This is a genomic window from Bradyrhizobium sp. STM 3566 (genome assembly GCF_045571445.1).
Taxonomy (GTDB): domain Bacteria; phylum Pseudomonadota; class Alphaproteobacteria; order Rhizobiales; family Xanthobacteraceae; genus Bradyrhizobium; species Bradyrhizobium vignae.
The window spans coordinates 5,367,304-5,390,020 of record NZ_CP120692.1 but is presented as its reverse complement, the minus strand read 5'-3'; the positions used below and the strand labels follow the sequence as shown (position 1 = coordinate 5,390,020).

Here is a 22,717-nt window from a genome sequence, read left to right as displayed (position 1 = left end):
CGCGGCGATGTCTCATGATATTATCATGCTACTCGCGGCGCCTTTCGCAGCCAGCGCACTATTCGTAGCCATACATACCAACTTCGGCCTGCACGTTTTGAGGCGTGGCATCGTGTTCGCCGATCTTGCTCTGGCGCAGATGTCAGCGCTTGGAGCTACCGTCGCATATGCGGCTGGGCACGCTCCGACGAGCGCCGCGGGAATCGCCTACACCTTTCTGTTCGCCGCCATCGGCGCCGCACTGTTGACGGCTTCCCGGGTCATGCCAAAAGAGGTTCAACCGGAAGCTTATATCGGCATCATCTACGTTGTGGCTACCGCAACGACTATCGTTGTCGTCGACCGCTCGCCGCAGGGAGCGGAACATGTGAAACAAATACTCGTCGGTAGCATCCTCGCCGTCTCTGCAAGCGACCTGCCTAAGTTTGCGGTTCTCTATGCGTTCATCGGGGCCATTCATTGGCTGGCCCGGCGCCCGCTCTTGGCAGTTAGTGAGGCAGTACATAGCAAGACGCGTCGCTCGCTGCTCTGGGATTTTGTCTTCTATTCGTCCTTCAGCGTGGTCGTCACGAGCTCGGTAGCGACTGCAGGAGTGCTTCTAGTCTTCTGCTTCTTGATTATCCCGGCAATCATTGGGTCGTTGTTCACGCGCCGCATCACCTACGCGCTTGGCATCGGTTGGCTTGGAGGCGTCGCGGCCAGCGCCGTCGGTCTGGCCGCGTCATTCGAATTCGAACTGCCGACGGGCGCTGCAATGGCCCTCGCTTTCACGCTGATGCTCGTGATCGGGGCCGTGCTGCGTGGACTGATATTCGCCCCCGCAGGCGGCCGACGGATCTGCATTCGCATTTTCCTTCGCGCGGCTTCTGCAATGATTTTCATGACTGTGTTGCTATCCGCTATTTGGCTCATGATCATGCCGCGTGCTGATCAGCCGATGTTTGATCTGCTACAGTCCGCTACCGGCATCGGTCCAGCGACATTCCTGGCGGTGCAGGATCGAGCGGTCTACGCTGATGCGCTAAAAGACGCGGGCTACCGGCGCTCGCAGGAAAGTCAGCTGACCGCGTTGGAACAGCAGTCCCGATGGCAGGGGGGCGGCCTTTCCGATACGGAGGTGCGCCGCATCGGCTCCTTCCAGCAGACCTTCAACGAGATGGCGCGTGGCGATGATTTTGTGGTCAAGTCGCTGTCCGGCCGTGCTCGCGAGCGCGAGCGCTGGTACGTCGGGCTACCTTTGCTGATAACTAGCCTCCTCGGACTCCTGACCCTGCTGCCCGACAAATGGCGTGCCGATCCTGCTCGTTCGCGGACCGCGTGCCTGACGTTCCTGCGAGCTTTCCTGCACGTTGCTGATTTTGTTCGGCGTCTAGGTGGAGAGAAGACCGAGTCGGCAGGAGACGCTATGATCCGTCGCAGCATCAACGGCGGCACTGTGTCTGCCGGCCCTAAGGCTCTGACGGGTCGTTGTCAGAAAACGACGTACGGCTGTCCTGATCCGTAGGATCCTGCTCGTTGTCCCGGGCACGACTCCTTGCGACATACGGATGAGCCCGTCCCATCAATCGCCCCGAACGGTCGACGGCAAGCATGACGAACTGAGCGCAAGGAGCATGAGATGACCCCCAGTAGCATCGTTCAAGTTGGTGAAGAGCGAACTCATTCAACAATGATGGCCTGGCGCGTGCACGAGTTTGGGTCACCGGAGACCATGAAGTTCGAGCGCGTGCCACGACCCGAGCCAGGTCCCGGCGAGGTCCTGGTCAAGGTTGCGGCCGCTGGAGTTGGCCCATGGGATGGGTGGATCAGGTCCGGCAAGAGCGCTTTGCCGCAACCGCTCCCCCTCACACTGGGCTCGGATCTGTCCGGCGAAATCGTCGCGATGGGGCCCGGAGTCACCGAACTACGTGTGGGAGATCAGGTGTATGGTGTTACGAATCCGCAGTTTGTCGGGGCCTACGCCGAGTACGCTCTAGCCTCCGCGGGCATGGTCTCGAACAAGCCAACCTCGCTAACCCACGTTGAAGCTGCTTCCCTTCCTGTCGTTTCGGTGACTGCATGGCAGGCGTTGTTTGATCATGCCCATCTCAAGGCAGGTCAAACGGTGGTCATTCACGGCGCGGCCGGTAACGTAGGATCCTATGCGGTTCAACTGGCTCGTCAGGCAGGGGTGCAAACCATCGCAACCGTATCGACGGGGGACATTTCCGCCGCGCGCAACCTCGGCGCAAACACCGTCATTGATTATCGGACTCAGCGCTTTGAAGAGGTAGTACGCGATGCGGACGCCGTTATTGATCTGGTCGGCGGCGAAACCCAAACCCGCTCGTTTCAGGTCCTTCGTCGCGGTGGCAAGCTGGTCTCCGCAGTGTCCCGTCCGGATCAGGATCTAGCTACGCGCTATGGTGTCGACGCCAGCTTCTTTCTGGTCAACGTCACGGACCAGTATCTCAGGGAGATCGCTCGCCTGGTCGATGGTGGAAAACTACGGACAAAGGTGGGGGCGGTCTTACCCCTCGCCGATGCGCGCGAGGCGCATTTGATGCTGGAGCGCGTGCGGCCTCAGCCGAAAGGAAAGATCGTGCTCGACGTCGGAGCAAGGTGATCAGGATCATTTCGTCGTTGCGCTCGCGCGCAACGCGCAGCCAAGCCACTAACTCTTGAAAGGACACAACGATGACAACCCGAAATCTCGCCCAGGCTCTCGTCATTCCCGATTCCTTACTCGCGAAAGAGGCGACAGAGATCCTGCGGGAACATTCCACCGATCTGCTGTTTAATCACTCGATCCGCGTCTACCTGTTCGCTGCTGAACAGGGTCGTCAGAGGAATCTGCGCTTCGACCGTGAGCTCCTTTATGTCGCCGCGGCATTTCACGATCTCGGCCTGATCAAGAAATTCTCGAGCCCAGACGAGCGCTTCGAGGTCGATGGCGCAAATGCCGCACGGCAGTTTCTTAGCACCCACAACATCGCTGAAGATCAGGTCCAGACCGTCTGGGAAGCAATCGCGCTGCACACCACCCCCGGCATCCCGAAGCACATGGGTCCCGAGGTCGCGCTCCTCAATTCCGGCGTGCTTCTCGATGTCATCGGGGTGGGGTTCGACCAATTTCCCGCGGAGCTGCGCGAGGAAATTGTCGCCAAGTACCCGCGCACGAACTTCAAAGAAGGCTTCATTCAGGAGTATTTCGCCGGTTTTGCGCACAAGCCGGCGACGACGTATGGCACCGTCAACGCCGCCGTCTGCGAACGTTTCATCCCGGGGTTCAAGAGCCCCAACGCCTGCGACCTGATCGCTGCGTCGCCCTTCCCGGATTCCCAGCACAAGGCTCACCATCATGACTAGGACCTATCCTGTGCTCCAGGAACTCAATCCCGGTCGCGCGCAAGCTACCAGCGCCGACTCGCTGGCCTCTCTCATCTGGCTAACCCTCGGCGCTTTTGCCATCGGCACCGAGGGGTTCATGATCGCCGGGCTGCTCCCGGCGCTGGCGCGAGACCTGAACGTCGGTCTGCCAGCCGCCGGTCATCTGGTCACCGCCTTCTCCCTCGCTTATGCCATCGGCGCGCCGGTCATGGCCGTGTTGACGGCCGGGCTGGAGCGACGTCGGCTGCTGGTCGTCGCCATGGGCGGCTTCGCCCTGGGCAACCTGCTCGCCGCGCTGGCGCCGAGCTATGCCGGGCTGTTGGCCGCGCGGCTGCTGTTGGCCCTGTCCGCAGCAAGCTTCATGCCGGCAGCCAGCGGATATGCCGCCGCGCTGGGCGGTCCGGAGCGGCGTGGCCGTGCCCTGTCCACGGTCACCACCGGGTTGACCTTGGCGATCATCGCTGGCGTGCCATTGGGCGTACTGGTGGGGCAGGGCTTCGGCTGGCGCGCCACCTTCTTCGGCGTGGCGGGGCTGGCGGTGTTCTCGCTGTTAGGGATTCTCATCCGGCTGCCGCGCCAACGGCCCGGTGTCACGGCTGGCCTTGGTGAGCGTCTGGCGCTGGCCAAGCGCCGCGATATCCTGGGCGTGCTGGTGACCAGCGTGCTGACCGTGGCCGGCACTTTTACCGTCTACACTTATCTCAGTGTGTTCATAGCCGGCGTCGGCGGCCTTGGTCCGCAGGCACTGGCGCCGATCCTGCTGGGCTTTGGCCTGGCCAGTGCAGTCGGCACCCAGCTCAGCGGCAGCGCGGCGGACCGTTGCGGCGCACGAAGTATCGTGATCGTTGGTGGTGGGCTTGCCCTGCTGGCCTATCTTGCCTTCTCGCTCAGCGCGGCTCTCGAGCCGGCGCGGGCAATGCTCGTCCTGCTGCCGGCCATCCTGATTTGGGGATTTGCCAGTTGGGGGCTGATAACGGCGCAACAAGCGCGGCTGGTGGCGTTGGCTCCGGCACTGGCGCCGATCAGTCTCTCGATGAATTCCTCGGCCATCTACCTCGGCAGCGCGATGGGTGCCGCGGCGGGCGCTGTGGTCATTGCCAATGGCGCGGTGGAGCGGCTCGGCTGGGTAGCTGCGGGATTCGCTGTGGCAGCTCTGTTGTCGGTGCTGCTCAGCGGCAGCAACACATCAGCCGAAGGTAATGGCGGCGGCGATGGCTTCTCATCGGAAGCTTCACCATGACCATCGGTTCGGCCCTGAGTCCTGGTTTCAGGCAGTTGCGTGAACTCGTTAGAAGAGGAGATGCGATGATGTCGATCAGTGGATTTGCCTATCGGATTGGTGCTGTATCAAACCCTCGACGTAAGTCGGCAAAAGCAGCGAGAGGAGCACTGCGAACGGCCGCCGTCCCGCTGATAGCAGCAGCGATCGTCCTGGGAGCCTCCGAGGCGATCGCGCAGGACCGGGAGCAGGTGAAAGTCGCCTTCGCGCACGCACTGCCGAATGTCGAAGGAAAGAGGCTGGTTGCGGTGACGGTGACTTATCCTCCCGGAGCCAAATCACTGGCTCATCACCACGCAGCGTCAGCTTTTATCTACGCCTACGTGCTATCCGGGGCAATCCGTAGTCAAGTCGGCGACGAACCCGCGAAGATCTATCACACCGGCGAAAGCTTTTACGAAATGCCCGGTTCGCATCACAGGGTCAGTGAGAACGCGAGTGACAAGGAGCCCGCCAGCTTACTGGCGGTCTTCGTTGTGGATTCCAAGGACGAGCCCTTGACGACGCCGGACAAGGCGCCTGGATCACAATAATGGCGCGAGGAGCTCGCCACTGGCCCCGACGGTCCTTTTGGGGAGCTGCAAGGACCGCTTGGTTGGCGGCTACGCCAGCGAAACCAACCGCTAGAAGTCTATAGCCCCTGGTGATCCCGGATGCGCGGATGTTCGTTCTGTTGCCTCCCGGATCGCGCCAGGCCTTTTACAGGGTCCGGACTACCTGCATAATAAGGCTCCAGGGTGGAGAGGCAGTAGCAGGTGCCGGTACAAGCTGTCGCGATCGTCGTCTGTGATGGGGTCCAGGCCCTGGACGTGGCGGGGCCGATGGATGTGTTCAGCGAGGCGAACACGTTTCTTGGCAGCGCGGATCGCTACGAAACTGTATTGGTTGCTGCTCACCGTGATCCGCTGCGCGCGTCGAACGGCATACGCATGGTCGCCGACATGACCTTCGAGGAGGCGGCGGGCGGCTTCGACATCGTTCTGGTGGCCGGCACTCCGACGCCACCGGAAGCGGAGCCCGAACCGTGCCTGCTTCAGTGGGTCAAGGAGCTGCCGTGGCGCTCGAGCGTCTATGGATCGATCTGCACAGGGGCTTTTGTCCTCGGCTATGCCGGCCTCCTCGATGATCGGCGAGTCACGACCCATTGGCAGGATGCACAGGCGCTGGCGGCGAGATTCCCGAAGGCAAAAGTCGAACCGGATCTGATTTATGTGCGCGATGGACGGCTGATCACCGCGGCCGGTGTGACGGCGGGGATAGATCTGGGCCTGGCGCTCGTCGGGCAGCGGCACGGTGCCGAAACGGCGCTCAAGGTCGCCAAGCGGTTGGTCGTGGTTGCGCAGCGGCAGGGCGGACAGTCGCAGTTCAGTCCGTATCTCACAGCACCTGCCGATCCTGAATCGCCGATCGCACGCATCCAGGACCACGTCATGGCCAATATTGGGGATCGCCACACGTTGGAGTCGCTTGCCGCTGTCGTCGGAATGAGCCCCCGGAATCTGGCCCGGCATTTCGGGCAGGTGACCGGAACCACGCCGCACGAATTCATCGAGCGCGCCCGCGTTGATGCCGCGCGCATGATGCTGGAAGCGAGCGACCGACCGCTGAAGGCTATCGCCTTCGACTGCGGCTTCGGATCGGCGGACCGGATGAGGATCGTCTTCAGCACTCGTCTCGGCGTGACCCCTGTCCAATATCGCGCCAGCTTCCGGCGAGCAGAACCGGAATAGTTCGCGAGCTACCCGAGCACGAGACTGCGGGTTCCTACTGCTCTGAAGGCTCCGAGCGGCCTTTTGTCAGGAAACGACGTACGGCTGTCCTGATCCGTAGCATCCCGCTTGTTGTCCGGAGCAGGGCTCTGTTGCCTAATCCCGATAAGCAACCAGTCCGTTATCCAACCGAGGAGATTGCTCGATGTCCGAGATCATCGCCGGCATCCGCGTGCCTGACAGCGCCATTGCGCGCGCCGCCACGCAGCTTGTGCGCGAGACCGAAGACGACCTGCTCTACAACCATAGTCGCCGTGTCTTCCTGTGGGGCGCGCTCACGGGCGAGCGCCGCGGGCTGAAATACGATCCGGAGCTGCTTTACCTCGGCGCCATGTTCCACGACATGGGCCTCACCGAGAAATATTCGAGCCCTGATCTGCGCTTCGAGGTCGACGGCGCCAATGCCGCCCGCAAATTCATGAAAAGCTACGGCGTGCCCGAGCGTGACATCGAGGACGTCTGGACTGCCATCGCGCTCCACACCACGCCGGGGATCCCCGAGCATATGCGCCCGACCATCGCGCTGGTGACCGCCGGTGTGGAGATGGACGTGCTCGGCATCGCCTATCACGACTTCACGCATGAACAGCGCGACCATGTCTGCGTCCATCATCCGCGCGAGACAAACTTCAAGGAGAACATCATCGATCACTTCGCCAGCGGTATCATCAAGAAGCCGCTGACGACGTTCGGAAATGTGAAGGCCGACGTCCTGGCGCTGAAGGACATGAACTATGTCCGTCAGAACTTCTGCTCGATCATCCTTGGCTCAGCCTGGCCGCACTGAGCGCTCGTTGCTCCGAGCCGAGGAGGCCGAGATGGATACCAGCCATGCGATGATGTCCGGTCCTGAACGAGCCGCCATCGGCACGCGTGAGGGAGATGTCGTTGTGCAGACCCCGATCGATCAGATCTTGGCCGGGCGGTTTGCGTGCCGCGAGTTTTGCAGCACTCCAGTCCCGCGACGCACAATTGAGCAGATTCTCCGTATTGCGCGGTTCGCCCCCAGCGGTGCGAACATCCAGCCTTGGCGCGTCTACGTGCTGGCTGGCGCGGCCAAGGACAGAGTCTCGACCGCGCTGTTGGACGCGCACGAAAACTCGCGTGACGAGCACGTCTCGGAATACAAATACTACGCCAGCGATTTACCGGACCCGTACCTCAAACGCCGGCAAGAATTTGGTCGGTTGTTCTACGGATCGCTCGGAATTGCTCAAATCGATCTCGAGGCGAGGAGCAGACAAACCGCGAAGAACTACACATTCTTCGGCGCGCCGGTGGGATTGATCGTGACCATCGACCGTCGCCTGGAAGTCGGAAGCTGGCTCGATCTCGGAATGTTCGTGCAGAACGTGATGCTCGCGGCGGCGGGACGCGGACTTCAATCGTGCCCGCAGGAAACGTTCGCAAAGTACCATCGAATTTTGCGCCCGCTGCTGTCAATTCCGGCGGAGCAGATGGTGGTGTGCGGTATCGCCGTCGGCAAGTCCAAGGTTGAGCGGCCGGGTAGATTGATGCCGCGGGCGGACATTGATGAGTTCGCTACGTTCGTAGGGTTCGAAACGTAGTAGTCGAAGAGGAGAGATCGCAATGGGAAGCCGGGAAGAACTGATTCAGCGCAGCATTCCGTTTCTCCGGGAAGTCAAGGACATGACGCCTGGCGCCGAGATGGAACGTTGGCTCAACGAGACATATGGCGAAAACAGCGCGCTCTACCAGGATCTGGCGCGCCTGGTCAAAATCGGGGTCGAGGAGGGATGGGCGGCGAACCAGGAGGTGGACGGTCCGAACTACCGGCGCAGCCGCATCCTGGAGCCGACTCCCGAAACGTTCCAGTTCAGCATCACCGCCGTGTACATGAACAGCGCCGATCCACGCCGCTTCAAGGACGAGGACGATCACGACGTGTTGCGTGGACAGTACCATGGCCATCCCTATGGCGAGCTCAACCTCGTCGTGCCCCTGGACAAGGGCGCGGAGTTGAAGGGATTGCAGGGCTGGCAGGGACCGGGCTGGACGGCGCCCGATCCGGGCAGCAGGCACTATCCCGAGGTCAGGGGCGGCGCGGTGATCGCGCTGTTCTATCTGCCGGCCGGACGCATTTCATACGATTTCAAGGCTCCGTCTGATCGGTAACGGAACTCCGAGGTGGCTCGACACGATGGCTCCTCCGCCAGCAAAGGACATGGCGCCAGTATCCGCAGGCGGTCAAAGCCGATGACCCGATGCCGACCCAGCTGTCCGTCGGAAGGCGGTGCAACTCTCGTCACCGCACGGAGCTCGGGTCCGGTATTGCCGTCCACAGTCTCGACGTCGATCCGTAGGGCGACTGGGAGAACGTGTTCTTCGGCCCCCTTGGCCGGCAGAAGCCGGCCGGTGCGTTGAACTATGGCTCGAGAACGGTGGTCAATTCAGCTCCCTCATCAGCGACAAAGGCGGCTATCAGTTCGGCCGGTTCGGTGTTGCTCGCGTTGGCGGAGACGAGATGCGTCGCGCCGGGCGGTTCGAAGAACGATTGCCCTACCTCGAACGTCTCCAGCGGGCCACCGCTCAGCTGTGAGCGGACCTGACCTTTGGTGATGCAGGCGGTCACCGAGCCGCCGTGGCGGTGCGGCGGCGTGAAGGCGCCTGGCCCGTAGCTGACGCGCACCACCGTGACGCGCTTGCCCGGTAAATTCGGAAGCGCGTGCGAGGAAATCACCGCGACCTTGTTGAGCGACGTGCCCGACGAAGACATCTCGGCGCAGAGGGCGCCGGGAATGCTGTTGTTGCGCTCATCGTCAGCGCAATGATCTTGGCGATCCCCACCGCGCAGGCGAAGCCGCTGATAAGGGCCAGTAACAGCGGGCGCCAGTCGCGCTCCGCGAACGGCGCCAGGGCTGCGATTGCGATCCGCATGAGGTTCTCCTCCCTCAGGTCTTGACGTTTGGCGTGAACACGGACAGCGGCGCGGGATCGCGGCTCGGCGGCGGCGGGACCTTGCCGTCGACATCGGTGAAGCCGTATTCGGCCGCCAACTCCGAGGCGAGCAGAATCTGGCCGCTTTTGGCAATCACGCCGGGATCGGCGGCGAGCGCGGCGACCGCGCGCCCGGCGAACACCGGCGTCTCGCCGCGCTCGGCAATCAGTTTGGCGAGCGCTGGCGGCACGCGGTCGGGCTGCGCCGCAAGCTTCTCGCTCTTGATGTAGCCGGGCCAGATCGAGACCGCGGCAATGCCGAACGGCTTCAGCTCATGCGCCATGTCGCGCGCCATCCGGTCGACGCCCGATTTCTGCACGCCGAATGGAACGTTGAACGTGTAGCGGACGCCGCCGCCCGAGGACGTATTGACGATCAGGCCGCGCCGCTGCGGCAGCATCAGCGGCACGGCGAACTGGCTGGCGACGAAATGCGAGCGCAGGCCGACGCGATGCATGGTGTCCCATAGCGAGGCCGGCACCTGCCAGAACGGGACGTTGACCGGCATCGCGTTCGGCGCCGCAAACACGTTGTTGACGAGAACGTCGAGCCGGCCGTGGTCGCGCCGGACGAGGTCGAACACCTCGCGCACTGCTGCATCGTCCGAGTGATCGCACAGGACGCCGATGCCGCGGCCGCCGGCTGTGTCGATCGCGGCGATGGTCTCGTCGAGCGAGCCCGGCCATTCCGATCCGCCGCTATTCCGCGTGCGCGCCGTGACGATTACCGTCGCGCCGGCTTCGGCGAGGCCGATGGCAACACCCTTGCCGACCCCCCGGCTTCCTCCTGTCACCAGCGCGATGCAGTCCCCAAGCCGTCCCTTGGTCATGCGATTCCCCGATATGGCTTTCCTGGAAGACAACTTGACAACAATCTTCCTAGGAAGATAGTAGATCAAGAACGCCGGAGGCGTCAACCAGGGAGGTTCGCGATGGTCACGAGGGAAGAGAACGAATTGCTGTGCCGCGTCACGGGCGACGCGCCGATGGGACGGATGTTGCGCCAGCATTACTGGCTGCCGGCAGTGCTCTCGGTGCGAGTGCGCAAGGGCGAGGCGCCGGTGCGGGTCAAGCTGTTTGGCCGCAACTTCGTGGCGTTCCGGGGCAAGGACGGCACGGTCGGATTTCTCGACGAGGCCTGTCCGCATCGTGGCGCCTCGCTCGCGCTCGCGCGCATCGATGACTGCTCGCTCACCTGCCTGTTTCACGGCTGGAAGATCCGCGCCGATGGCGCGGTGCTGGACGTTCCCAACGAGCCGAACAATCCGAAGGAGTTTGCCAAGACCGTCAAAGCAAAAGCCTATCCGACGCGCGAGGGCGCCGGCTTGATCTGGGTCTGGCTCGGCGAAGGCGACGCGCCGCCCGCGCCGGACTTTGAATGGATGGATCTGCCGCCGGACCAGGTCTACGCCGCCGGAATCGAGCTGAAGGCAAACTGGCTGCAGGGCGTCGAGGCCACCATCGATTCCTCGCACGTCGCGCTGCTGCACCAGAGCTGGACCGCGACCTCGTCGACCGACTTCGGCGCAACGCGGGTCAACACCGAAGTCGCCTACGAGTTCGAGAAGAAGCCCTATGGCTTCCGTGCTGCGGCATTGCGCACCGCGCCCGACGGATCGTGCCTCGCCCGCGTCACCGAGTTCGTTATGCCGTACTACGGCTTGATCGCGCCGATCTTCTCCGGACCTCAGCAGGATCGCACTGCGATCATCGCGGTGCCGATCGACGATGAGAACCTGATCCAGTGGTACATCTTCTACAATCCGGAGAAGCCGGTAGATTCCTGGCGCAAGGTGCAGCGTGCCAACCAGTGGCCGATGGCCGGCGGCCTGCCGGGCGATCAATCAAACAATTGGGGCCAGAACCGCCAGATCATGGATGCCGGCAACAGCACCGGCTTCCATGAGATCGTCATCGAGGATTTCGTGGTCATGGTCAGCATGGGCCCGATAGTCGACCGTTCGCAGGAATATCTTTGCTCGGCGGACCAGGCGATCGTCAGGGTGCGTCGCCAGCTGCTCGACGAGGTGCGCGGCTTCATGGCGGGAAAGCCGCCGAAGAGTGGGCAAAGCGAGACCATGTCCTACAAGGACATCCGCGCGGTCGGCGGTCGGCTCGCCTCCGCCTCCGAGGATTGGCGGCAGATTCCCCGTTGACCGGATCGAAAGTAAAGGGCGCGGACTGCATGTCCGCGTCGATTCCCCAGCTCTGATCGAGGAGACGTCCCATGATCTGGCACCGCCTGTGCGCCGTCGCGAAACTGTCTGAGGGAGAGCCGTTGGGCTTCAGGGTGAGCGACCGGCGCATCGCACTCTTCAAGGTCGGCGACGAGGTCTTCGCAACGGATGACGTCTGTTCGCACGCATTTGCGCTGCTGTCGACGGGTTTTCTCGAAGGCCATGTGATCGAATGCCCGCTACATGGGGCGATGTTCGATGTCCGTGACGGAAAATGCCAGTCCGGCGCCTACAAGGACATCAAGGCGTTCAAGGTCGAGATCCGTGACGGTGAGGTCTATGTCGAACTCGACGGCGACGCCGCCCTGCAAGCCGCTGATGACGGCGGCGTGGACGTTAAGCCGTGAGCGGACTTGTCGTCATCGGCGCATCCTATGCCGGCATTGAGGCCGCGCTCACGGCGCGGGACGCCGGCTATGCCGAACCGGTGACGGTGGTCGCCGACGAGACGTCGTTGCCCTATCAACGGCCGCCGCTTTCGAAGGAGTTCTTGCTTGATCAGGTCAGTGCCGAGAGGCTCATTCTGCGCGATGAGGCTGTTTTCGCGAGCAAGCGGATTGAACTGCTGCTGGGTCGCCGTGTTGTCGCGATTGACCGCCATGCAGCAAGAGTCGCGCTGGCCGACGGCGCCGTACTGGACTTCGACAGGCTGGTCATCGCTACCGGTTCGCGCGCGCGGCGGATAGCGGTCCGCGGGGCCGAACTCGACGGCGTCTGCTATCTCCGATCGGTAGGAGATGCCGCCGATCTCAAGGCGCGGCTCGGCCGGGCGAGCGAGATCGTGATCGTCGGCGGCGGCTTCATCGGGCTCGAGGTGGCTTCGTCGGCGGCCAAGCTCGGCAAACGGGTTACCGTGATCGAGCCTGCCTCCCGGCTGCTCGAGCGGGCGGTGTCTCCAGTGGTGTCGTGCTTCCTGCTCGACATCCATACCCGGGCCGGCGTCGCGGTGAAGCTCAGCACATCTGTTTCGGCAATGGTCGGCGATGGGGGACGAGTGGTGGCGGTCGAACTGGACGGCGGCGTCCGCCTCGGCACGGACCTGGTCGTCGTCGGCATCGGCGGCATCCCGAACCACGAGCTCGCCGCCGCTGCCGGGCTCGGATGCGCTAATGGCATTGTGGTGGATCAGAACGGGCGAACCGCACGCGAGAGCATCTACGCCGCGGGCGACTGCACCACGCACTTCAACCAGTTTGCTGAGGACTGGATCAGGCTGGAGTCGGTTCAGCACGCGCAGGACCAGGGACGCACCGTCGGGCTTGCGATCGTGGAAAGCCATGAACCATACAACAGCGTGCCGCGGTTCTGGTCGGATCAGCACGATCTCAAGCTTCAGATCGTCGGTCATGGCGCGCGCAGGGACCGCATTGTGATCCGCGGCTCGATCGAAGCTGGCCGGTTCTCCGTGTTCAATTACCGGCAGGGCAGGCTGGTCGGCGTCGACAGCATCAACAATCCCGGGGATCAGATGGTGGCGCGGCGCCTGATAGCAGCGGGCATTTCGCCGGCGCCGAGCCAGGCCGAGGACAGTTCATGCGATCTCAGATCGCTGCTGAAGGCGGGTGTCGGGGCCGTCGTGTAGCAGGTGCCGCAGCTAGTCCACCGCCGTAAGCCGGCCGGACTTCTTCGGCGTTTTCACCGTCCGCACCGCCAGCAGCTTGCGCAGGCAGCGGTCGAGCATCGCGATCTCCGCCTTGGTCAGCCCGCTTGCCTCGATCGTGCGCGCGACGACCCTTGCCACCTCGGCGATGCCGCGGTCGGCGGTCGCGAGACCCTTGGCGGTGAGGCGGACCAGCTCGGAGCGGCCGTCGTCGTTGGCGGAGACGCGCAGCACGAAGCCGCCTTCCTGCAGCCGCGCTACGCGCTTGGTCATCGCGCCCGATGTGACGAGCAGGGCCCGGAACAGGTCGGTGGGACGCAGCTCGTACGGTTTGCCCGAGCGCCGCAGCGCCAGCAGCACATACAGCTCGCCGGTCTGCAGCCCGACCGCCTTCGCTATGTCCTGCAGGCGCCTCTCGTGGAGCTGGTTGACGCGCTCCAGCCGCAGCAAGGTGCAGGCGGCGGCGAGGTCGAGGTCGGGCCGTTGCTCCAGCCACGCGGCCTCGATATCGTCGTAAAGGGTGCTGTCAGGTGATGGCGACTGCTTGATCGCGGGTTCGCCGCGGTGTGACACGCTGCTCTTCTTCATTCCCTTCCAGTCCCCTTCACCGCGGGCCAATTGCGCCGGCATCATGCGTCGCAGCAATCTAGCACCGCCAAATTCAGGTGTCGCCTCGCAAGTTCCTGGTCTCGCTCCAGCCCCGTGCATGGCCGCGGCGCAGCGGCCAATTGCGGCCGCGTAGCGCGGGTTGACAAATAGCTTCCTAGGAAGAATATTCCAGGTAAGAAAAATCGAGGGAGGAGCGCAATGCACGGACTTTGCGCGACATTGATGTTGGCGGCTGCACTGGCTGCTTGCGGTTCGGCCAGGGCGGCGGACTCTGAACTGGTTCTCGGGCAGACCATGCCGTATAGCGGGCCGGCATCGGCCCTGAGCGCCGTCGGCAAGGTGCAGACCCGCTATTTCCAGATGATCAACGATCGCGGCGGCATCAATGGCCACAAGGTCAAGCTGATCTCGCTTGACGATGGCTATAGTCCGCCGAAGGCGGTAGAGCAGACGCGCCGGCTGATTGAAAATGACGAGGCGGTCGCGATCTTCGGCAGCATGGGAACCGCACAGAACGCTGCGGTCCAGAAATATCTCAACGCCAAGAAGATCCCTCAGCTGTTCGTGTTCGCGGCCAGCGAGCGCTTTGCCGATCCGAAGACCAGTCCCTATACGATCTCGGGGATGACGCTGTTCAGCACCGAGGCTGCGATCTACGCGCGGTTGGTGGCCGAGCACACGCCCGGTGCGCGCGTGGCCGTGTTGTACCAGAACGACGACTACGGCCGCGAATATCGTCGCAGCTTCAAAACCGAACTGGCCCGGCTCGATCCCAAGGCCGAGATTGTCGCGGCGTCGCCTTACGAAGTCACGTCGCCCACGGTCGATTCGCAGGTCGTGGCGCTGGCGAGCACCAACGCCAACGTCTTCCTCAATGCGTCGACCGGCAAATTTACCTCGCAGGCGATCCGCAAAGCGGGCGAGCTCGGCTGGCGCGCGCAGCAGTTCCTGCCGATCGGCAGCAACTTCGTGCCGACGATCCTCAAGCCGGCCGGGCTCGACAACGCCAAGGGGGCGATCTCGGCGACGCCGACCAAGTCGGTCGGCGATCCCGAATGGGCCAACGATCCCGCATATCTGGAGTGGCTGGCTTCATGAGGAAGTATTATCCCGAGGGCGATATCGAGGATCAGCTCAACTTCACCGGATGGAACGTCGCTGTTCTCATGACCAAGGTCATCGAGGCCTGCGGTAACGATCTGTCCCGGCAGAACATCATGAAGCAGGCCACTGCGCTGAAGAACGTGGCGCTGCCGGGCCTGATCCCGGGCATCACCGTCAATACCAGCCCGGATGATTATCGCCTGATCACGTCGCTGCGCCCGCAGCGTTTCGACGGCGAGCGCTGGGTTCCGATGTCCGGTACAATGGCCGCGCAATGAGGGCCGCCGATAGTGTGGCGAAGCGGGGCCGGCCACTAGCGGCCGTGCCTGAGCTCTCTGGTGGCGCGGCGGAGCACCTCGTGAAGCCATTCGTGCCAAGTGCTCGTTCTCGACGCGGTGCCAAGGCAGCCGAACCTTGGGCGAGTCATTGGACATCGCGAACGCGGTCCACTTTCTCGCCTGCAATCCCTTCTCGACCGGTTCGATCGTCGTCGTTGATGGGGTGCAACGATCGCGGCGTGCACGACCCTGAATCGGTGGACCGCTTTGACAGGCGGGGTATCATCGAGAAAAGGGAAGATGTTCGTCTATTGAACACAACGATCGGGAGGTTGGAATGATCTGCAGGTCGGCGGCGCTCGCGATGCTCGGTGCAGGAGTTCTATTCGCGGGCGCAGCGCCCGCTGCTGCCCAGCAAGGAGATGTCAACTCGCCCGATCTCGTCCTCGTCAACGGAAAAGTTCTGACCCTCGACGAACGATCCAGCGTGACCGAGGCGATCGCCGTTCGAGACGGAAAAATTCTTGCGACCGGTAGCAGCGCATCCATCCGGGCGCTCGCCGGAGCGCGCACGCAAGTGCTCGACGTGTCCGGCAAGACCGTGATTCCCGGCCTGATCGATACTCACGCTCACTTCAAGGCGGCCGGTCTCGCTGATTATGTCGTCAACATGAGCCGCGCCAAGACGGTCGCCGAAGCGCTCGAGGCGATCAAGACGTTCGTGGCCAAGAAGAAGCCGGGCGACTGGATTGTGGGCGGCGCGTGGCACCCGCCGTCGCAACTCGCCGAGAAACGGTATCTAACGAGGCAGGAGATCGACCGCGTCGCCCCCGACAATCCGGTCTATCTGCGGACCGTCGGTCATTTCTCCATGGCGAACACGATGGCGCTGCAGAAGGCAGGCGTCGACAAGACCACCGCGAACCCGAGCGGCGGTTCCTTCGAGCGCGACGCCGCCGGGGAACTGACCGGCGTCCTCTCCGAGACGGCGATCGACCGGGTCGAGCAGGCTGTTCCGCCGTGGACCGAAGACGACGAAATCAGGCAGTTCACGCTCGCGGAGGGGGCACTGAACACTTTCGGGATCACGAGCGCAGTCGAGGGCGCCACGGAAGCGCGCGACGTCCGCACACTGCAGAAGATCGCCGCGTCCGGACAGGCGACGTTGCGGACGGGATTGATGTTCAGACCCGAGCCGCCCGCCGAGCTGACCGCTTGGGAGGCGATCATGTCGGGCAACGGAGCTTCGTCAGGCTTTGGCGACGACTGGGTCAAGTTCGCCGGCATCAAGATCTTCTACGATGGCGGCATGACCCTGAAGACGGCGCTAATGCGAGATGTCTATCCGGACTCGCACGATGACTACCATGGCATGGCCCAGCAAACGCCCGAACGGCTCATGCAACTCGTCTCGATCTGCAATCGCTACGGTTGGCGTGTAGGTGTGCACGTCGTCGGCGATCTCGGCATCGACCAGGTACTCGATGCTTTCGAAGCTGCCGACAAGGAAAGGTCCATCCGGGACCGTCGTTTCGTTCTCATTCACGCGAGTCTGATCAGGCCCGAGCAGATGGAGCGCGCTCGCAAGCTGGGGGTCAGGGTCGATTTCCAGAACGTCTTCATGTGGGATAAGGCCGCGACCGTCGAGCGCTTCCTGGGACGGCCGACCGCCGATCGCGCCGTGCCGACCAAGACCTTGATCGAAAAAATGGGGCTGGACAGCCTCGGCGCCGGAACCGACTTCCCCGTCAACCCGATCAACCCGTTCCTCAACATGTACATCATGGTGACGCGGAAAGATCCCAATGGAAGCGTGTACGGCGCCACGGAAGCTATCAGTCGCGAACAGGCGCTCCGTCTCTACACGTCGGCAGCTTCGCGCTACACGTTCGACGAAGCACGCAAGGGTACGATACAGCCGGGCAAGCTTGCAGACCTCGCGGTCCTTTCCGCGGACTACATGGCCATTCCGGAAGAGCAGATCAAAGACATCAAGGCGGACATCACGCTGGTCGGAGGCAAACTCGTCTTTCAACGCTGACCCAGAGAGGAGACGAACGCCGAATCGTGCAATGTCGACGTCGCCAGCAATCGCCGACGCTTGGGTCGGAGGACGGCGGGGAGCGGGCTCTGGCGACGGAAGTGTGTTCCTGACATCTGACGGTATTTGAAGAGTTGTGTCAGTCGAGCACACTGTCAGTGTTGGTGGCGCGCCATCCAGTCGATAGACTCCGATAGATAGCGAAATTGCTAGTGTGAGGGACCTAGCGGCCGAGACGCTTCTCGACGCGCTTGCGGGAATTCCCGACCTTCTTGACGGCCGATGCCGAGCGGCCGGTTTTCTTCGCTTCATACCGGACTTCGTAGTCCTGTCCCGTGGCCACTCGGGCCCGGTCCTGTTTGCGTCCACGCGCTGTTTTCTTCTTCGTTGCGGCCATCGGCTCCTCCTGTTGCTTATGGCGATGCAACGCCGCAAGGAATCGCGGGTTCCGCGTCAGCTGCAGTACGCGACTCAGAGGCCATAGGAATGGCGAGAGACGATGGGAGTCCATCCATCGAGCAACAGGCCGTCCCAGGTTACGACGCCGTCATCCCCATTCCGACGCGTGCTCTCGGTACAACGCAGCTCACTGAGGGCTCCATTTGATGATCTGGTCGTTGAGTCCAGCGTGAACGCGACACATCGGGATCGAACGTGGCCATCGAATTCATGCGGGATGCGCGGGGTCGACGTCCTTTGGCGTTTTCTTCGGTTCGGGCATCATTCAATCCGCGCCTTGTCTTTCAGGTCGCGGATCCGGATCTCGGCTTCTTCCTTCGAAGTCACGATCTCCGATTCGTCCGGGACCCGTGCGATCGCACTGAGCCTCTTGAGCTCGGCTATTTGCTCTGCAGTCGGTTTTTCCATCTTTGATTCCTTGAGCGCCTGCACGACGGTCTCGTCGTCGAGCACGTCAAGCAGCTGATTTATGGTTTGCTCGCAATCTCTGTGGCCGGGCTCGACATATCGGGCCAGAATGCCCTGAGCGCTTCCAAGGCCTTCGCAACTCGCCGTTCCGGATCCATGGCCGGTACTCCACATACTCTCGGGAAAACGCGGCTATGAACGGCGTGTTCCTCTGCTCAGCCCCTTGAACGAGCTGGCCCGCAGGAGGCCTTCGGAGGTGATGTCGCGGTACTCGATGTCGGCATAGAACTTGGGTTCGACCCATGTTGCCTTCGGCTTCCTGATGGTCCTCGTCAGCCTCTGCTTCGGACTAACTACGGTGTCGAGCGCCTTGCGGATCTGCGCTGAGGTCGTCCGGCTCCATCCCGTACCGACCTTGCCCATGTAGACGAGGTCCGGAACGTCGTAAGGTGACGCGTCCTCGCTAGTAGGAGCGAGCTGCTTAACCATTTTGTTAAATCTCGCGAAGGCACGGGCCCAAGGGCGATCCCGTCCTCTGACGGGTTCTCCACTGCGCGGGACGAGAGGCGCCCGATCGCCATTTGCACCAACAGCGCACTGATCCGTGCAAGAATTGCCAGGAACGCAAGGTGGCTAAAAAAGCGACGATTACCCGCACAGTAACGGTCGGCAACCAACTAGGTACCTTGCGCAGGCGCATAGCCGTGCGACGACGCGACATCCGGTGACGGCAACTGATGCGCTAAGGCCAACTAACGCGCGCGCCTCAGCTCCTCGGTCGCGCGGCGGAGTACCTCGTGAAGCCATTCGTGCGATGGCTCGTCCGCGATTCGCTCGTGCCACAGCATCCGCACCTCCACAGGGGTCGTGCTGTAGGGTAGTTCATAAATCGTGATCGCATGCGCTTGCTCGAAGGCACGCGCCAACGGCCGCGGAACGATGGCCGCCAGCTCGGATTCGGCCAGGAGCGCGGGCAAGGCAAGGAAGTGCGGCAGCGAAACCGCGATTCGCGGGGGCCGGTCGGTCTCGGACAACGCCCGTTCAAGCGCGGCGCGGTCATACATCTCCGACCGCCTGGCCAGCCCGCGCTCTGAGATGAAACCACCGATCGCGCCTTCCTGCTCTCCTCCGAAGGAGACGACGACTAGCGGAAGGGCGGCGAGCTTCGCGTTGTCGAGCCGGCCGAGCTTACGCTTTCCGCCGACGATCAGCACATCGTCATACTCGAACAAGAAAGCTGTGCGGAAGCGATTCGGCGGAGACGAGAACACGCCGATGGCGACGTCGATGCGTCCTAGGTCGATCTGCTGGGCGAGATCGATCCGCGTTACGGGCTTGATTGTGAGGTCGATCGACGGAGCCTCCCGGCTCAATATCTTCAGCAGCGGCGGCGCAAGCGCCATCGTCGTGAAGTCATTGGCGGCAAGCGTGAACGGCTTGGTGGATACCGCCGGAGCGAAGGTCGGCAGCTCGACCGCAGCCTCGAGCGATCGCAGCGCCTCGCGAACCTGCGGCGCCATCGTCAGCGCCCGCGCCGTCGGCTGCATCCCGGCGGCGGTGCGGACGAACAGTTCGTCCTCCAACATCTCGCGCAACCGCGCCAGCGAGTGGCTGACGGCGGACTGACTCAACGCGACCTTCTGGCTGGCGCGCAGAACGCTCCGCTCCTCCATGACGGCGTCGAAAACCTTAAGCAGGTTCAGGTCCAATGTCTTGAAGGAAACCGGCACGCCGGGAGCCCTCTCTGTAGCGGATCGCAGCCGTGGCAGGGTTTTGCGACTGAACGCAGTTAAGGCCAGACGTTCGGCGGATGCAACCGATTGGATAAGCCATGGGCGTATTGCTGTGGCGCCACCGGCCATCTGAAGCCGGTTCAGGATCATCCTGAAAGACTTTCACTTCCGTAACGCGCCGTCCTGGTCAAGATTGTCGGTACCGGGTTGGGAGGAGAAAAACGATGATGGCCTGGGTGAGATCGGCTCGAAGCCGCGTACACAAATCTCTTGGACTGGCCGCGGCGCTCGTGGCGCTCGCGACCTCGGCGATTGCACAAAACGGCCCGATCAGGCTCGGCGTGCTGACGGACATGTCGTCGCTCTACGCGGACAATGGCGGCCGGGGCTCGGTCGTCGCGGCGCAAATGGCGGTGGACGATTTCAACGGCAAGGTCCTCGGGCGCCCGATCGAGATCGTCGCCGGCGATCATCAGAACAAGGCGGATATCGGCGCGGCGATTGCCCGGCGTTGGCTGGAGAACGACAATGTCGAGGCCATCCTGGACGTCCCGAACTCCGCGGTCGCGCTGGCCGTGCAGGGCATCACGCGAGACAAGAAAAAGGTGTTTCTTGCCACCGGGGCCGCTACGTCCCGGTTGACTGGTGACGAGTGCTCGCCCACCGGGATCCATTGGACCTACGACACCTACGCACTGTCGCAGGGGACGACGAGGGCGATTTCGCGTCTCGGCGCCAAGTCCTGGTTCTTCCTTTCTGCGGACTATTCGCTCGGTGCGCAGCTCGAAGCCGACAGCCGGAAGGTGATCGACGCCACCGGCGGCAAGGTCGTTGGTGCAGTGAAGCATCCGATCAATACGCCCGATTTCTCGTCCTTCCTGCTGCAGGCGCAGGCCTCCAAAGCCGACGTGATCGCGCTGGCCGATGCCGGCGGCGACTTCATTAATGCCGTCAAGCAAGCCGGCGAGTTCGGTGTGACGCGCAGGCAAAAGCTTGCCGGCTTGATCGTCTTCATCGCCGACATTCACAGCCTCGGGCTGCAGAGCGCGCAAGGCCTAATGCTGAGTTCGGCTTTCTACTGGGACCTCAACGACGAGACGCGCGCGTGGTCTAAGCGGTTCATCGAGAAGACAAAGAAGGTGCCTACCATGATCCACGCCGGCACGTATGGCGCGGTGATGCATTATCTCAAGGCGGTCGAAGCCGCAGGCACGCTCGATGGACCGATTGTGGCGGCCCAGATGCGTGGATTGCCCGTGAACGATTTCATGACCCGCAACGGCAGGATCCGGCAGGACGGTCGGCTGGTTCGCGACATGTATCTGTTTCGCGTCAAGTCACCGGAGGAGTCCAAGTACCAGCTCGACTACTACGAACTCCTGGCCACCATCCCGGGGGACGAGGCTTTCAGACCGATGGAGGACGGCGGATGCTCGCTCGTGAAGAAGTCGTGATCGACATGGACCCAGCGTACGGAGTCGCGCGTAATCCGATCGACGAGGTAATCGCCGGTCGGCTCTCGTGTCGCGAGTTCTCCGGTCGACCCGTCTCGCGGACGACCGTCGAGCAGATCCTGCGCGTGGCGCGGTTCGCGCCGAGTGGCGCTAACATCCAGCCCTGGCACGTTTACGTGCTGGCAGGCGCCGCTAGGTCCGAAGTGTCGGCCGCGCTTCTGCATGCGTATGAGAACGAGCCGAACGAGCACTTCTCCGAATATCAATACTACGCCACCGCATTGCCTGAGCCCTATCTCGGCCGTCGCCAGGAGTTCGGGCGATTGTTTTATTCCTCGCTCGGGATCGGTCAGTTCGATGCTGCCGGGAGGAGTCGGCAGACCGCAAAGAACTACACGTTCTTCGGCGCCCCGGTTGGATTGATCGTCACCATCGATCGGCGCCTGGCCATGGGAAGCTGGCTCGATCTCGGCATGTTCATCCAGAACGTGATGCTGGCGGCGGTAGGACGTGGGCTGCAATCCTGTCCGCAAGAAACCTTCGCCAAATTTCACCGGATTTTGCGTCCGCTGCTGTCCATCCCTCCCGAGCAAATGGTGGTCTGCGGGATCTCGATCGGGCACCCCAGGGAGCAGGCGAGCGGGCGGCTGATGCCACGCGCGGATGTGGAGGCATTCGCCTCCTTCAAGGGTTTCGAGGACTAAAACAGGAGAAAGTCATGGGAAGCCGTGAACAGCTGATCGAGCGCAGCATTCCTTTTCTGCGCGAGGTGAAGGATATGACGCCGAGCGCGGCGATGGAGCGATGGCTCAACGAGACTTATGGAGAGCACAGCGCGCTCTACCAGGATCTCGCTCGTCTCATTAAAATTGGAGTCGAGGAGGGTTGGGCGGCGAACCAGGAGGTGGACGGACCGAACTATCGACGCAGCCGCATCCTCGAGCCGGTCCCCGAGACGTTTCAGTTCAGCATCACCGCAGTCTACATGAACAGTGCCGATCCGCGCCGCTTCAAGGACGAGGACGATCACGACGTGCTGCGCGGGCAATATCACGGCCATCCTTATGGCGAGCTAAACCTCGTCGTTCCTCTCGACAAGGGGGCGCAGCTGAGGGGATTGCAGGGCTGGCAGGGGCCAGGCTGGACAGCGCCGGATCCCGGCAGCCGGCACTATCCGGAGGTGAGGGGCGGCGCGGTGATTGCCCTGTTCTATCTGCCCGCCGGACGCATCTCGTATGACTTCAAAGCTCCGTCCGATCGCTGAGTTCGCATCGCGGGCGCGTCATCTGAAGGCGTTTGACTTGGAGCCCAGCTGCTCCACGTAATAGGGACTACCTAGCCGTCCGATGATAGATATGTAATGACTAATGCAAAACAATCGTGAGGCTGAGAATAAATTGAAAGGCATCTTTGAGAAGT

General features: G+C 62.6%; 24 protein-coding genes and 1 pseudogene. 18 read left to right on the top strand and 7 right to left on the bottom strand.

The features are described from left to right. Positions 1-25: 25 nt before the first annotated feature. From P6U27_RS25960 to P6U27_RS25920, 9 genes are all read left to right on the top strand, one after another. Positions 26-1,504, top strand: coding sequence for a metal ABC transporter permease (locus P6U27_RS25960; RefSeq protein ID WP_164937165.1), 1,479 nt, complete (start codon positions 26-28; stop codon positions 1,502-1,504). Between the two features lie 114 nt (positions 1,505-1,618). After that, positions 1,619-2,605, top strand: coding sequence for an NADP-dependent oxidoreductase (locus tag P6U27_RS25955; protein WP_129145515.1), 987 nt, complete (start codon positions 1,619-1,621; stop codon positions 2,603-2,605). 71 nt (positions 2,606-2,676) lie between these two features. After that, on the top strand, positions 2,677-3,348 hold the full coding sequence (locus P6U27_RS25950; protein ID WP_122404537.1) for an HD domain-containing protein: 672 nt from the start codon (positions 2,677-2,679) through the stop codon (positions 3,346-3,348). Next, positions 3,341-4,609: an MFS transporter gene (locus tag P6U27_RS25945; protein WP_122404536.1), complete on the top strand. Its 1,269-nt coding sequence runs from the start codon at positions 3,341-3,343 to the stop codon at positions 4,607-4,609. The genes P6U27_RS25950 and P6U27_RS25945 overlap by 8 nt, the downstream gene beginning before the upstream one ends. Positions 4,610-4,758: 149 nt before the next feature. Beyond that, positions 4,759-5,181 carry a cupin domain-containing protein gene (locus tag P6U27_RS25940; RefSeq protein ID WP_162500623.1) on the top strand — a complete coding sequence of 141 codons (423 nt, stop codon included), beginning with the start codon at positions 4,759-4,761 and terminating at the stop codon, positions 5,179-5,181. A gap of 222 nt (positions 5,182-5,403) precedes the next feature. Continuing rightward, positions 5,404-6,378, top strand: coding sequence for a GlxA family transcriptional regulator (locus P6U27_RS25935; protein ID WP_122404535.1), 975 nt, complete (start codon positions 5,404-5,406; stop codon positions 6,376-6,378). Positions 6,379-6,562: 184 nt separating this feature from the next. Then, on the top strand, positions 6,563-7,204 hold the full coding sequence (locus P6U27_RS25930) for an HD domain-containing protein (protein ID WP_122404534.1): 642 nt from the start codon (positions 6,563-6,565) through the stop codon (positions 7,202-7,204). A gap of 31 nt (positions 7,205-7,235) precedes the next feature. Next, positions 7,236-7,985, top strand: a complete 750-nt coding sequence (locus P6U27_RS25925; RefSeq protein ID WP_407192801.1) for a nitroreductase family protein — start codon at positions 7,236-7,238, stop codon at positions 7,983-7,985. Positions 7,986-8,007: 22 nt separating this feature from the next. Beyond that, on the top strand, positions 8,008-8,553 hold the full coding sequence (locus P6U27_RS25920) for a DUF4863 family protein (RefSeq protein ID WP_122404533.1): 546 nt from the start codon (positions 8,008-8,010) through the stop codon (positions 8,551-8,553). A 250-nt stretch (positions 8,554-8,803) separates the two neighbouring features. Here the strand turns inward: P6U27_RS25920 and P6U27_RS25915 are convergent. Together P6U27_RS25915 and P6U27_RS25910 are read right to left on the bottom strand one after the other, a co-directional pair. Then, positions 8,804-9,315 (bottom strand): annotated as a pseudogene (locus P6U27_RS25915) (cupin domain-containing protein). Positions 9,316-9,329: 14 nt separating this feature from the next. Continuing rightward, positions 9,330-10,205 carry an SDR family NAD(P)-dependent oxidoreductase gene (locus P6U27_RS25910; protein ID WP_129145517.1) on the bottom strand — a complete coding sequence of 292 codons (876 nt, stop codon included), beginning with the start codon at positions 10,203-10,205 and terminating at the stop codon, positions 9,330-9,332. Between the two features lie 102 nt (positions 10,206-10,307). On the opposite strand from P6U27_RS25910, the gene P6U27_RS25905 reads away from it, so the two are divergent. The 3 genes from P6U27_RS25905 to P6U27_RS25895 all read left to right on the top strand — a co-directional run bounded on the left by P6U27_RS25905 (position 10,308) and on the right by P6U27_RS25895 (position 13,194). Then, on the top strand, positions 10,308-11,531 hold the full coding sequence (locus tag P6U27_RS25905) for a Rieske 2Fe-2S domain-containing protein (RefSeq protein WP_122404531.1): 1,224 nt from the start codon (positions 10,308-10,310) through the stop codon (positions 11,529-11,531). A gap of 71 nt (positions 11,532-11,602) precedes the next feature. Then, positions 11,603-11,959 (top strand): non-heme iron oxygenase ferredoxin subunit, encoded by a 357-nt coding sequence (locus P6U27_RS25900; RefSeq protein ID WP_122404530.1) that lies wholly within the window; start codon positions 11,603-11,605, stop codon positions 11,957-11,959. After that, on the top strand, positions 11,956-13,194 hold the full coding sequence (locus tag P6U27_RS25895; RefSeq protein WP_122404529.1) for an NAD(P)/FAD-dependent oxidoreductase: 1,239 nt from the start codon (positions 11,956-11,958) through the stop codon (positions 13,192-13,194). Before P6U27_RS25900 ends, P6U27_RS25895 begins: the two co-directional genes overlap by 4 nt. Positions 13,195-13,206: 12 nt before the next feature. Here P6U27_RS25895 and P6U27_RS25890 read toward each other — a convergent pair whose 3' ends face one another. After that, the gene (locus P6U27_RS25890) at positions 13,207-13,800 is read right to left on the bottom strand and encodes a MarR family winged helix-turn-helix transcriptional regulator (RefSeq protein WP_160118850.1); all 594 of its coding nucleotides are present in this window, start codon (positions 13,798-13,800) and stop codon (positions 13,207-13,209) included. Positions 13,801-14,019: 219 nt separating this feature from the next. On the opposite strand from P6U27_RS25890, the gene P6U27_RS25885 reads away from it, so the two are divergent. The 3 genes from P6U27_RS25885 (at position 14,020) to P6U27_RS25875 (ending at position 17,244) form a co-directional block, all read left to right on the top strand. Then, positions 14,020-14,919, top strand: a complete 900-nt coding sequence (locus P6U27_RS25885; protein WP_407192800.1) for an ABC transporter substrate-binding protein — start codon at positions 14,020-14,022, stop codon at positions 14,917-14,919. Further along, positions 14,916-15,203 carry a hypothetical protein gene (locus tag P6U27_RS25880; RefSeq protein ID WP_407192799.1) on the top strand — a complete coding sequence of 96 codons (288 nt, stop codon included), beginning with the start codon at positions 14,916-14,918 and terminating at the stop codon, positions 15,201-15,203. The genes P6U27_RS25885 and P6U27_RS25880 overlap by 4 nt, the downstream gene beginning before the upstream one ends. Positions 15,204-15,540: 337 nt before the next feature. Beyond that, entirely contained in the window at positions 15,541-17,244 is a 1,704-nt protein-coding gene (locus P6U27_RS25875; RefSeq protein ID WP_209295792.1) for an amidohydrolase, read from the top strand. 223 nt (positions 17,245-17,467) lie between these two features. Here P6U27_RS25875 and P6U27_RS25870 read toward each other — a convergent pair whose 3' ends face one another. The 4 genes from P6U27_RS25870 to P6U27_RS25855 form a co-directional block, all read right to left on the bottom strand. Then, a complete protein-coding gene (locus tag P6U27_RS25870) occupies positions 17,468-17,641 on the bottom strand; it encodes a DUF3606 domain-containing protein (RefSeq protein WP_122406789.1) in 174 nt (57 codons plus the stop codon). Positions 17,642-17,964: 323 nt separating this feature from the next. Beyond that, positions 17,965-18,285 (bottom strand): hypothetical protein, encoded by a 321-nt coding sequence (locus P6U27_RS25865; protein ID WP_407192798.1) that lies wholly within the window; start codon positions 18,283-18,285, stop codon positions 17,965-17,967. Positions 18,286-18,303: 18 nt separating this feature from the next. Next, the gene (locus tag P6U27_RS25860) at positions 18,304-18,600 is read right to left on the bottom strand and encodes a hypothetical protein (protein ID WP_244607712.1); all 297 of its coding nucleotides are present in this window, start codon (positions 18,598-18,600) and stop codon (positions 18,304-18,306) included. 263 nt (positions 18,601-18,863) lie between these two features. Then, positions 18,864-19,994: a LysR family transcriptional regulator gene (locus tag P6U27_RS25855; RefSeq protein WP_244607711.1), complete on the bottom strand. Its 1,131-nt coding sequence runs from the start codon at positions 19,992-19,994 to the stop codon at positions 18,864-18,866. A 74-nt stretch (positions 19,995-20,068) separates the two neighbouring features. On the opposite strand from P6U27_RS25855, the gene P6U27_RS25850 reads away from it, so the two are divergent. Genes P6U27_RS25850 through P6U27_RS25840 form a run of 3 tightly spaced genes read left to right on the top strand, consistent with a single transcriptional unit; the run spans position 20,069 to position 22,562 of the window. Next, positions 20,069-21,298: an ABC transporter substrate-binding protein gene (locus P6U27_RS25850; protein ID WP_245163119.1), complete on the top strand. Its 1,230-nt coding sequence runs from the start codon at positions 20,069-20,071 to the stop codon at positions 21,296-21,298. Beyond that, the gene (locus tag P6U27_RS25845; protein WP_244607709.1) at positions 21,274-22,002 is read left to right on the top strand and encodes a nitroreductase; all 729 of its coding nucleotides are present in this window, start codon (positions 21,274-21,276) and stop codon (positions 22,000-22,002) included. The genes P6U27_RS25850 and P6U27_RS25845 overlap by 25 nt, the downstream gene beginning before the upstream one ends. Positions 22,003-22,016: 14 nt before the next feature. Beyond that, positions 22,017-22,562, top strand: a complete 546-nt coding sequence (locus P6U27_RS25840) for a DUF4863 family protein (RefSeq protein ID WP_129145521.1) — start codon at positions 22,017-22,019, stop codon at positions 22,560-22,562. Positions 22,563-22,717: the final 155 nt, after the last annotated feature.